Genomic DNA, 11,320 nt, shown 5'->3' with positions numbered 1-11,320 from the left:
ATCAACCCTGCCACCGCCTGACAAAATCAGGCTGCCGCACATGCCTGAGGCGTTAACCCGAAGTAACGTTTAAATTCCCTGCTGAATTGCGTTGGGCTCTCATAGCCAACCTCTGCAGCTGCCTGCTTTACTCTGACCCCGTGATCCTGTAACAACTCTCTGGCCCGACTCAGGCGCAGTTTCTTCAGGTACTGAATAGGCGACGATGATGTCATATACCGGAAATTACGATGGAAGGTTGATGGACTCATATTAGCCATAGAGGCCAGGTGCCCAACATCAAGGGACTGATCATAATGCTCGTGCATATACTTCATTGCCCGCTCCAGACGGGCGATATGCGTATTGTGTCTGGCCAGGGCAAATAATGGCGCAGCCTGCTCCCCGTTAAGAACATGAAAAAGCAACTCTTGCACCAGCCCTTTGCCTAAGGCTTCACTCTCCAGCGGCGAGTGAAGGCACTGAGCCAGCCTTAACACCGTTGCTGAGAAAACATCCGTCACCGGGCTGACATATAAACTGCTTCGTGCCTCTAACAGATCTTCCATGGTGTCTGTCGCCTGTTGATGGTGGTCGAACAATCGCACCAGCGGATGCAACAGGCTGATATCGATATCGACCAGCATGGATAATAATGGCTTATCTTCAGCAACAATGGTTTCGCATTCCGCAGGAATAGGCAAAGTCAGTACCAGATAGTTATCCGGATTATATTCATAAGCCTGCTGCTCCAGGTAAATCCGTTTTGCACTCTGGGCTACAATGATAATACCTTGGCTATAGCACAGTGGCTCACGTTCTCTGGATTCGCTGGCTTTAAAAACGCCAACGCCGGGAATATGGGTTTTGTTATAGCCCTCTTCTTTGGCCAAAGGAGAGAGGGTCTGGGCTAATGGCGTCATGTCTTATCTTCTGATCGGTAATTTAGGCACAGCATAGCTTCACCCAATACATAAAAAAACCACTACTGATCGTTTTAGGCATGACTTTGCAAGTTATGGTTATTCTATTCCTGCACAGAAAGGATAATCTACGCTGGCTAGGAAATTTAATGAGGAAGAATCGCAATGATGAATTTTAATTATCAGAATCCAACCCACATTGTGTTTGGCCAGGACCGTCTGCAGGAACTGGATCAACTGGTACCGGCTAATGCCAAAGTACTGGTCCTTTACGGCGGTGGCAGTGTGAAGAAATTCGGTACCCTGGAAAAGGTGCTGGCCGGATTAGGTAACCGTGAAGTTTTTGAGTTCAGCGGTATCGAGCCAAACCCAACCTTTAACACCCTGATGAAAGCAGTTGAGATCGTCCGTGCTGAAAACATTGACTTCCTGCTGGCGGTTGGTGGCGGCTCTGTCATGGATGGCACCAAGTTTGTTGCTGCGGCAGCACCTTATGAAGGTGACGAAGTGGATCTGCTCAAGGCAGGTTTTGCCGGTGCGCCGATCACCACTGCCATTCCACTGGGTACGGTTGCCACCTTACCGGCCACAGGTTCTGAGATGAACATGGGTGCCGTTATTTCTCACGACATTGGCAAACTGCCGGTTATGAGTCCACTACTCTACCCTCAGTTTTCCATTCTGGACCCATCACTGACCTTCACCCTGCCACCGGTGCAAATCGCTAATGGTGTAGTGGATGCCTTCGTTCATGTACTTGAACAGTATGCTACCTACCCTGTTGACGCCCGGATTCAGGATCGTATGGCGGAAGGTATTCTGAAAACGCTGATTGAAGTGGGCCCGGTAACGCTGGCTGAGCCAGACAACTACGATGCCCGAGCCAACCTGATGTGGAGTGCCACTTCGGCCCTGAATGGCTATATTGGTGTCGGCGTTCCCCAGGACTGGGGCACCCACATGATTGGCCACGAGCTGACTGACCTGTTTGGCCTGGACCACGCCCAGAGTCTGGCGGTGGTTCTGCCATCCCTGTGGAAGCTGCGCAAAGATAAGAAGCGAGCAAAACTGGTGCAGTATGCAGAACGCGTTTGGGATATCAGAGAAGGTAGTGACGATGAAAAGGTTGATCTCGCTATTGTGAAAACCCGTGATTTCTTTGAATCACTGGGTGTAAAAACACGACTGTCGCAGTATGGTGTTGAGCATAACCAGCTTGAGAACGTGATCAAGGCTCTGGAAGCCCATGGCATGACGGCTCTGTCAGAGACCGGTGACCAGGATCTCAATACCTCCCGTGAAATCCTTGAAGATGCTTACGCAGCCTGACCTCTGATCCAGTATTTTCCATCACAAAAAAGGCCGGATATAAATCCGGCCTTTTTTTTTGTTACCTGAACCGGTTGTTTTACCAACCGGTCACTTCTTTCAGAGCTTCACCGATATCCGCCAGACTGCGAACCGTCTTGACACCTGCAGATTCAAGTGCCGCAAACTTCTCATCGGCAGTCCCCTTACCACCGGCAATAATCGCACCGGCATGGCCCATCCGCTTGCCCGGAGGCGCTGTGACACCGGCAATGTAAGAGACGACAGGTTTGGTGACATGCTCCTTGATATAAGCAGCCGCTTCTTCTTCAGCAGAACCACCGATTTCACCAATCATCACGATAGCTTCAGTCTTGTCATCATTCTGGAACAGTTCCAGAATATCGATAAAGTTGGAACCGGGAATAGGGTCACCACCAATACCAACACAGGTAGACTGACCAAAGCCATAATCGGTGGTCTGTTTGACCGCTTCATAGGTCAGCGTGCCGGAACGGGAAACAATACCCACCTTGCCCGGCAGATGGATATGGCCCGGCATAATACCGATCTTGCACTCACCTGGCGTGATAACACCCGGGCAGTTGGGACCGATAAGACGAACACCCAATTCATCACACTTGACCTTGCATTCCAGCATATCCAGCGTAGGAATACCTTCAGTGATGCAGACAATCAACTTGATGCCAGCATAAGCAGCTTCAAGAATGGAGTCCTTACAGAAAGGCGCAGGAACATAGATAACCGACGCTTCTGCACCGGTCTGATCAACCGCTTCAGCCACCGTATTGAAGACGGGCAGGTCCAGATGAGTCTGACCACCTTTGCCCGGTGTTACGCCACCCACCATGCGAGTGCCGTAAGCAATGGCCTGTTCGGAGTGAAAAGTCCCCTGGGCACCGGTGAACCCCTGGCAGATAACTTTGGTGTCTTTATTAATTAAAATGCTCATTACTGGTTCCCCGCTGCCTTAACTACCTGTTGGGCAGCCTCGGTCAAACTGTTGGCCGCGATGATATCAAGTCCACTGTTGGCAAGGGTCTGCGCACCCAGGTCGGCATTGTTGCCCTCCAGGCGAACCACGACAGGAACTTCAACGCCGACTTCTTTAACCGCACCGATAATACCTTCAGCAATCAGATCACAGCGGACAATACCACCAAAGATATTGACCAGAACGGCTTTCACACTGTCATCAGAGAGAATGATCTTGAAGGCTTCGGTGACACGCTCTTTGGTTGCACCACCACCAACATCCAGGAAGTTGGCAGGCGCACCGCCATGCAGCTTAACGATATCCATGGTCCCCATAGCAAGGCCTGCACCATTCACCATGCAGCCAATGTTGCCATCCAGTGCGACGTAGTTAAGCTCCCACTCAGCGGCATGGGCTTCACGGGCATCTTCCTGGGAAGGATCATGCATGGCTTTTAACTGTGGCTGACGGTACAGGGCGTTGCTATCAATGTTGATTTTCGCATCCAGGCAGTGCAGGTCACCTTCTTTGGTGATTACCAGCGGGTTGATCTCCAGCAGGGCAAGGTCGCATTCCTGGAAGAGTTTCGCCAGACCAAGGAAAATCTGGGTAAACTGCTTGATCTGCTTTCCTTCCAGACCCAGTTTGAAAGCCAGCTCACGGGCCTGATAAGGTTGGGCACCGGTCAGGGGATCAATGGTCGCCTTAAGGATTTTTTCCGGTGTTTCTTCCGCCACCTTCTCAATTTCAACCCCACCTTCAGTGGAGGCCATAAACACGATGCGACGGGTTGCGCGATCAACAACAGCGCCAAGATAAAGCTCTTGATCAATATCAGTGCAGCTTTCAACCAGTATCTTGCTGACCGGCTGGCCATTTTCATCGGTCTGATAAGTGACCAGGTTTTTACCTAACCACTGCTCGGCGAACGCGCGGATTTCGTCTTTGCTGGAGACCAGCTTCACACCACCCGCCTTACCACGACCACCGGCGTGCACCTGGGCCTTAACCACCCACTGATTACCACCGATTTCATCGGCAGCAGCAGCAGCCTGCTCTGGCGTATCCGCAGCGACGCCCTGAGAGACGGGCAGTCCATATTTGGCAAAGAGTTGTTTGCCCTGATATTCATGAAGATTCATTCTGACGCGGCCCTCTTTCTTATTTGAGCGTTGTTTTTAAGTTTCTCGTCAAACCATATCCCTGGATATTGTCTATGAAGAAAGGAGCAAGTCGACCCTGACCGCTCCCCTTAAGATACGTTTAACGACGTTTGCGATTGGCAATATGGATAGCGTGGCCATCAACCGCCAGAACTGCTTCGTGCAGTGCTTCACTCAGGGTTGGGTGTGAGAAAATGGTCAGCGCAAGATCTTCACTGCTGGCAGCGAACTCCATGGCAATAACCCCCTGTTGCACCAGCTCAGCTGCGCTTGGGCCCACAACATGAACGCCAAGAATACGGTCCGTTACCTTGTCGGCAATCACCTTGACCATGCCATGGGTATCATTGGCAGCCAGCGCACGACCACTGGCGGCAAACGGGAAGGTACCCACTTTGTACTCGTCACCACTGGCCTTGACTTCTTCTTCGGTTTTACCAACCCATGCCACTTCAGGGTGAGTATAAATCACCGAAGGAATCAGGTCATAGTTCATCTGTGCTTTCTGACCAGCAATGATTTCCGCCACCATAATGCCTTCTTCACTGCCCTTATGAGCGAGCATCGGACCCCGGACCACGTCCCCAACCGCATAAACGCCGGGAACGTCAGTGGCACAGTTATCATCAACAAAAATAAAACCGCGTTCATCCAGATTGACACCGGAGTCAGTAGCCAGCAGGTTTTCTGTATAGGGGCGACGACCGACAGCAACAATCAGTTTATCAAAGGTCAGCTTCTGTTCATCACCATTGGCATCCTGATAGGTTACTTCAACTTCGCTACCCTTGACTTCAGAACCGGTCACCCGTGCACCCAGGCGAATGTCCAGTCCCTGCTTTTTGAAAATCTTCTGGGTTTCTTTGGCGATTTGCTGGTCAGCCAGGGCCAGGAATTTATCCTGGGCTTCAAGGACAACCACTTCAGCGCCCAGCCTTCCCCAGACAGACCCCAGTTCCAGACCAATAACACCGGCACCAATAACCCCGAGACGCTTCGGGACTTCCTGAAACTCAAGAGCACCGGTAGAGTCAACAATAAGGCCTTCAGTCAGCGGTGTGGGGGGAATTTCAATGGGACGGGAGCCAGTGGCAATCACCACGTTGGCAGCATCAACCACTTCGACAGAACCGTCAGCCCTGGTTAATTCAACCTGCTTGCCAGACAGCACTTTACCGGCACCTTCCAGCAAGGTCACACCATTTGCCTTGAACAGACCGGTAACACCGGTAGTCAGCTGGTTCACAATATTGTCCTTGCGGGCAAGCATTGCAGGGACATCGATATCTACACCGCTGTGCTTAATGCCGTGCCTGACAAAATCTTCCTTGGCTTCAATAAATTTGTGGGAGCTATCCAGAAGGGCCTTGGAAGGGATACAGCCAACATTCAGGCAGGTACCGCCCAGTTTGGCCTTACCCTTGTCATCGGACCACTTCTCGATACAGGCAGTTTTCAGCCCCAGCTGGGCTGCACGAATAGCACAGACGTAACCGGCAGGGCCTGCGCCAATAACTACCACGTCGAACTGATTTGCCATAAGTTATTTCCAAAACGGTTTATAAAACAAGGTATACGGGTCAAGTCAATAATGGGCAGCACCGCTTAATAGAAAAAATAAGGCTGCCCGGTACAATCCGGAATCAAACGTCCAGAAGCATTCTGGCCGGATCTTCCAGCAGTTCCTTGATGGTCACAAGAAAGGTAACTGCGTCCTTGCCATCCAGCAGACGGTGGTCATAGGACAGGGCAAGGTACATCATGGGTAAAATTTCAACCTTGCCGTTAACCGCCATGGGACGTTCCTGAATTTTATGCATTCCCAGGATGGCCGACTGTGGTGGATTCAGGATGGGCGTTGACAACAGTGAACCGAATACACCGCCATTGGAAATGGTGAACGTTCCACCGGTCATTTCATCGATGCCGAGCTTGCCATCCATTGCCTTTTTACCGAACTCACGGATTTTTGCCTCAATATCAGCAAGGCTCATATCTTCGGTGTTACGAAGCACTGGTACTACCAGCCCGCGATCACTGGAAACGGCAACACCAATATCCTGGTAGCCATGGTAGACAATATCATTGCCATCAATAGAGGCGTTGACCACTGGATGACGGCGGAGCGCTTCAACACAGGCCTTGACAAAGAAAGACATAAAACCAAGTCGTACGCCATGACGCTTCTCAAAGGTATCTTTGTACTGGGCACGAAGCTCCATAACCGGTTTCATGTTGATCTCGTTGAAAGTAGTCAACATGGCCGCATTCTGCTGGGCCTGAACCAGACGCTCGGCAACCTTGGCTCGCAGGCGGGTCATGGGTACCCGTTTCTCTACACGCTCACCGGCAAACACCGGTGCGGTTGCCTCGACCTGAGGTGCTGGTGCAGCAGCCGTGGACACTGCCGGAGTGGCATCAACTGTCGGGGCTGGTGACACCTGAGCACCAGCTTCAACATGACGAACCACATCTTCCTTGGTTACACGGCCACCTTTACCGGTACCGGGAATAGCTGCTGGATCAAGGCCTTTCTCATCAGCCATCCGGCGTGCTGCAGGATTGAGAATGGGCTCTTCCTTAATGGCTTCCGGTGAAGCTGCAGGAGTAGCTGAAGCTTCAGCGGCAGCCGGGGCGGTGCCAGCAGAAGCCCCCTCCTGGAAAATTCCAACCACTTCACTGCTGAGAACAACTTCACCTTCAGGCTTGATAATTTCACTCAAAACACCATCTGCCGGTGCAACAACTTCAAGAACCACTTTATCGGTTTCAATATCAACCAGCAGTTCATCCCGATGGCATTGTTCACCGGGCTGCTTGTGCCAGGTTGCAACGGTGCCATCAGCAACGGATTCAGGAAAGGTAGGTGCTTTAATTTCTGTGGCCATTATTGATCCTTTGCGTCTTCGCCCCTTTAAGCGTTATTCACAGAAACTGTGTTAAACGCTCTGGCCAGATCGATAAATAGTACCTGCTGGCCGTTTAACCAATATTACTGCTCAGCATGAGCAGTAAATTATCATTATTCAAATGCTGAAAGCATCATTTACCAATTGCTGCTGTTCCTGGGCATGTATTGACATATAGCCACATGCCGGAGCGGCTGATGCTTCGCGCCCTGCGTACTTGAGACTCATTGTTTTATTCGGATGAACGGCAACTGAGCGACGCATGTGATGCTGACTACAGTACCACGCCCCCTGGTTCATTGGCTCTTCCTGACACCAGACCACATCTTTCAGGTTTGGATAACTGACAATGAGTTCATCCAGATCATCCTGAGGGAATGGGTAAAGCTGTTCAATGCGGATAATCACCGTATCAGTCAGCCCTTCCGTTCTCTTCTTTTCCAGCAGGTCATAGTAGACCTTTCCTGAGCACATAATCATCCGGGTGATCGCTGATGGCTCATGACCGTCAACCTCAGGGATAATCGTCTGGAAACTGCCTTCCGCCAGCTCTTCCAGAGAGGAGGTGGCCTGTTTGTGACGGAGCAAACTCTTGGGGGTAAATGCCACCAACGGTTTACGCAGCGGACGCAGCATCTGCCGTCTCAACATGTGGAACACCTGGGCTGGCGTTGTCGGAACGCAGACCTGAATATTGTGTTCGGCACACAGCTGCAAGAAACGCTCAAGCCTTGCCGATGAGTGCTCCGGTCCTTGACCTTCATAACCATGGGGCAGCAGCATGGTGAGGCCTGAAAGGCGCCCCCACTTGTGCTCGCCACTGGAAATAAACTGGTCAATAACCACCTGGGCACCGTTGGCAAAATCACCAAACTGAGCTTCCCAGATAACCAGTGCATTGGGCGTTGTTGCTGCGTAGCCGTACTCAAAAGCCAGAACCGCTTCTTCGGACAGGAATGAGTCCCAGATCTGGAATCGTGGCTGCTCCGGGGAAAGTTTGGTCAGGTTCACCAGGGTCGAGCCATCTTTCTGGTTATGGAATACCGCATGGCGGTGAGAAAATGTTCCCCGACCGACATCCTGCCCGGTAATTCGAACTTCACTGCCTTCCATCAGCAGTGACGCATAGGCCAGCAGTTCAGCACACCCCCAGTTAATCGGCAGGGCACCTGCCGCCATTTTGCGACGATCCTCAACGATCTTGCTGACCTGGCGCTGCAGCACAAAACCTTCGGGTATTTCACACAGCTTCTGACCTAATGATTGCAGTGTTCCCACAGCGACACGGGTATCATGGCGGGCAGTCCATTCGTGACCAAGATAGGGTGCCCAATCCACAAAGAGCTCTTTATTAGGCTCTTTTACCAGGGCCTTGACCACATGCTCACCGTTGTCGAGGGCATTACGGAAACTCTCTACCAGCTCTTTATCAGCCGCCTCACTGATCACACCTTCACCCAGCAGAACCTTGGCATAAAGATCCCTGGTGGTCGTGTGGGATTTAATCTTGCTGTACATCATCGGCTGAGTGGCGGACGGCTCATCCGCCTCATTGTGCCCGCGCCGACGGTAACAGACCAGGTCTACAACAATGTCTTTATGGAACTCCATGCGGTAATCAAGGGCCAGTTTGGTAGCAAACTGAACCGCCTCAGGGTCATCACCGTTAACATGAAGGATCGGTGCCCCGACAATCTTGGCAACATCGGTACAGTATTCTGTGGAACGGGCATCTTCACGGAAACTGGTGGTAAAGCCAACCTGGTTGTTAATGATGATATGGATGGTGCCACCGGTTTTATAGGCACGGGTCTGGGACATTTGCAGGGTTTCCATCACAACCCCCTGCCCCGCAAAAGCGGCATCACCGTGAATGGCAATTGGCACTACTTTGTTGCCCACTGAATCTTTTCGACGGTCCTGACGGGCTCTGACTGAACCCTCAACCACCGGGGTAACAATTTCCAGATGCGATGGGTTAAACATCAGGGCAAGATGCACCTCACCACCCGGCGTCATCACATTGGAAGAGAAGCCCTGATGGTATTTCACATCACCAGAGCCGCGTTCAACCAGCTTCTTGCCTTCAAATTCGTCAAACAGATCTCCGGGCTTCTTACCCAGAATATTGACCAGTACGTTCAAGCGGCCACGGTGAGCCATGCCGATCACCAGCTCCTTCGAACCATAGGAGCCGGAGCGCTGAATAATCTCATCCAGCATGGGGATCAGAGACTCACCACCTTCCAGGCCAAACCGTTTGGTTCCGGGAAACTTGGTCCCCAGGTATTTTTCCAGACCTTCCGCTGCAGTCAATCGTTCCAGCAAGTGCAGCTTGGCTTCTACTCCTACTTCCGGGCGGCTGCGAACACTTTCCATACGACTCTGAAACCAGCGGCGTTCTTCTGTCTGGGGAATGTGCATATATTCAACACCAATTGACTGGCAATAGGTGGCTTTTAAGGCATCGTATATTTCCCGGAGAGAAGCGTGCTCCTTGCCAATAAACAACGTTGAAGTATGAAACTCGGTATCCAGATCCGCTTCGCTGAGACCGTGGTATGCCAGGGATAGATCAGGAAACTCTTCCCGTTTCATCACACCGAGAGGATCAATAACAGCCTGCTGATGACCGCGAATCCGAAAAGCGCTGATCAAACGCAAAACCTGAACCTGCTTGCGTTCGTGATCACTTGAAACCGATGATGTCTGAATCGGGCGGGTAGTCTGACGCTGACGCGCCATAAGGATGAAATTTTCCTGGATGGTAGAATGTGGAACATCCGCTCCACCACCACTTACCGGGGGCAACTTTTCAAAATAGTCACGCCACTGTACTTCTACGCTGTTGGGATCGCGCAGATAGCGTTCGTACATATCCTCGACGTATGCAGCATTTCCCCCTGCAATGTGGGAAGAACTCCACATCCGCTGCATTACACCTTCTTGCATGATCATTACCCCGTGAGTCTGGGGCTTATCCCGGGAAATCTGCTTTGACAAGCCTGACTGGCTGAAAAACAGAGGTCACTGATGATGTCGATAGCCAGTCAGTGAACGATCCCCCTCAGATAGGGTCGGATGTTTTCCGACCGCCCCTGCTGGTTCAAGCTATTGCGGCCCCATAATTCCGGATGGCAGCAGCACAGTTTATTTAGTTTAAAAATATATTCAATTACAGGCTTTGTATTGTCAGAGGTCGCCTGCACTCTCCTGACAGAGCATAGCTGACTTTTCAGCTTTATGGTTCTTGAGTACCCCGGAAAAAGAATTTACAGGGGTACCTTTTTACCACCAACCAGCAAAGACAGGCTGGAATGACCCGCAACTATACTATGTTGCACTCTTAAACAACATCTGCCTGATATGACCAATAGCCCGTGTCGGGTTCAAGCCTTTGGGGCAGACATTGACGCAGTTCATGATTCCCCGGCAACGGAAAACACTGAATGGGTCATCAAGATCTGCCAGACGCTCCTCTGTCGCTGTATCCCTGCTATCGGCAAGGAAACGATAAGCTTGCAACAGGCCGGAAGGACCAACAAATTTATCAGGGTTCCACCAGAAGGAAGGGCAGGCTGTTGAGCAACAGGCGCAAAGAATACACTCATAAAGCCCATCCAGTTTCTCCCTGTCTTCCGGGGACTGGAGCCGTTCAATGGCTGGCGCTGGCGTATCGTTAATCAGGTATGGCTTGATCTTTTCGTACTGCTTATAGAACAGACTCATATCAACCACCAGGTCTCTGATTACTGGCAACCCGGGCAGTGGACGAATGACCAGCTTATTTCCCCTGACAGCTTCTGACAAAGGGGTAATGCAGGCCAGGCCATTGGTACCGCCAATACTCAAGCCATCGGAGCCACAAACACCCTCTCGACAGGAACGTCGGTAAACCAGCGTTGGATCCTGCTCTTTAATCAGATTCAGAACGTCCAGAACCATCAGGTCCCGGCCTTCCGGGATATCGACATCAAAGTCCATCATGTAGGGCTTTTTGTCGGCTTCCGGGTTATAGCGATAGATACTTACCTTCATAAG

At 51.3% G+C, this 11,320-nt stretch carries 8 protein-coding genes; 1 reads left to right on the top strand and 7 read right to left on the bottom strand.

Translation table 11 applies throughout. The features are described 5' to 3' along the window. Positions 1–26: 26 nt before the first annotated feature. Positions 27–902, bottom strand: coding sequence for an AraC family transcriptional regulator N-terminal domain-containing protein (locus ACO6V1_RS02435; protein ID WP_422445965.1), 876 nt, complete (start codon positions 900–902; stop codon positions 27–29). 165 nt (positions 903–1,067) lie between these two features. On the opposite strand from ACO6V1_RS02435, the gene ACO6V1_RS02430 reads away from it, so the two are divergent. After that, complete coding sequence (locus tag ACO6V1_RS02430; protein ID WP_422445967.1) at positions 1,068–2,231, top strand: iron-containing alcohol dehydrogenase; 1,164 nt, start codon at positions 1,068–1,070, stop codon at positions 2,229–2,231. Positions 2,232–2,310: 79 nt separating this feature from the next. Here the strand turns inward: ACO6V1_RS02430 and sucD are convergent, their stop codons facing one another. From sucD to ACO6V1_RS02400, 6 genes are all read right to left on the bottom strand, one after another. After that, positions 2,311–3,183: a succinate--CoA ligase subunit alpha gene (sucD, locus tag ACO6V1_RS02425; RefSeq protein ID WP_422445969.1), complete on the bottom strand. Its 873-nt coding sequence runs from the start codon at positions 3,181–3,183 to the stop codon at positions 2,311–2,313. Further along, a complete protein-coding gene (gene sucC, locus ACO6V1_RS02420) occupies positions 3,183–4,349 on the bottom strand; it encodes an ADP-forming succinate--CoA ligase subunit beta (protein ID WP_163370820.1) in 1,167 nt (388 codons plus the stop codon). Before sucC ends, sucD begins: the two co-directional genes overlap by 1 nt. Before the next feature lie 121 nt (positions 4,350–4,470). Beyond that, positions 4,471–5,910, bottom strand: coding sequence for a dihydrolipoyl dehydrogenase (gene lpdA, locus ACO6V1_RS02415; RefSeq protein WP_422445971.1), 1,440 nt, complete (start codon positions 5,908–5,910; stop codon positions 4,471–4,473). Between the two features lie 103 nt (positions 5,911–6,013). Then, positions 6,014–7,258, bottom strand: a complete 1,245-nt coding sequence (gene odhB, locus ACO6V1_RS02410) for a 2-oxoglutarate dehydrogenase complex dihydrolipoyllysine-residue succinyltransferase (protein WP_422460730.1) — start codon at positions 7,256–7,258, stop codon at positions 6,014–6,016. 138 nt (positions 7,259–7,396) lie between these two features. Next, positions 7,397–10,231 (bottom strand): 2-oxoglutarate dehydrogenase E1 component, encoded by a 2,835-nt coding sequence (locus tag ACO6V1_RS02405; protein ID WP_101746902.1) that lies wholly within the window; start codon positions 10,229–10,231, stop codon positions 7,397–7,399. 381 nt (positions 10,232–10,612) lie between these two features. Continuing rightward, entirely contained in the window at positions 10,613–11,317 is a 705-nt protein-coding gene (locus ACO6V1_RS02400; protein ID WP_101746869.1) for a succinate dehydrogenase iron-sulfur subunit, read from the bottom strand. Positions 11,318–11,320: the final 3 nt, after the last annotated feature.

The sequence above is a fragment of the Endozoicomonas sp. ALC013 genome (assembly GCF_049310205.1).
GTDB lineage: Bacteria > Pseudomonadota > Gammaproteobacteria > Pseudomonadales > Endozoicomonadaceae > Endozoicomonas.
This window is presented reverse-complemented; position numbering and strand designations above follow the sequence as displayed.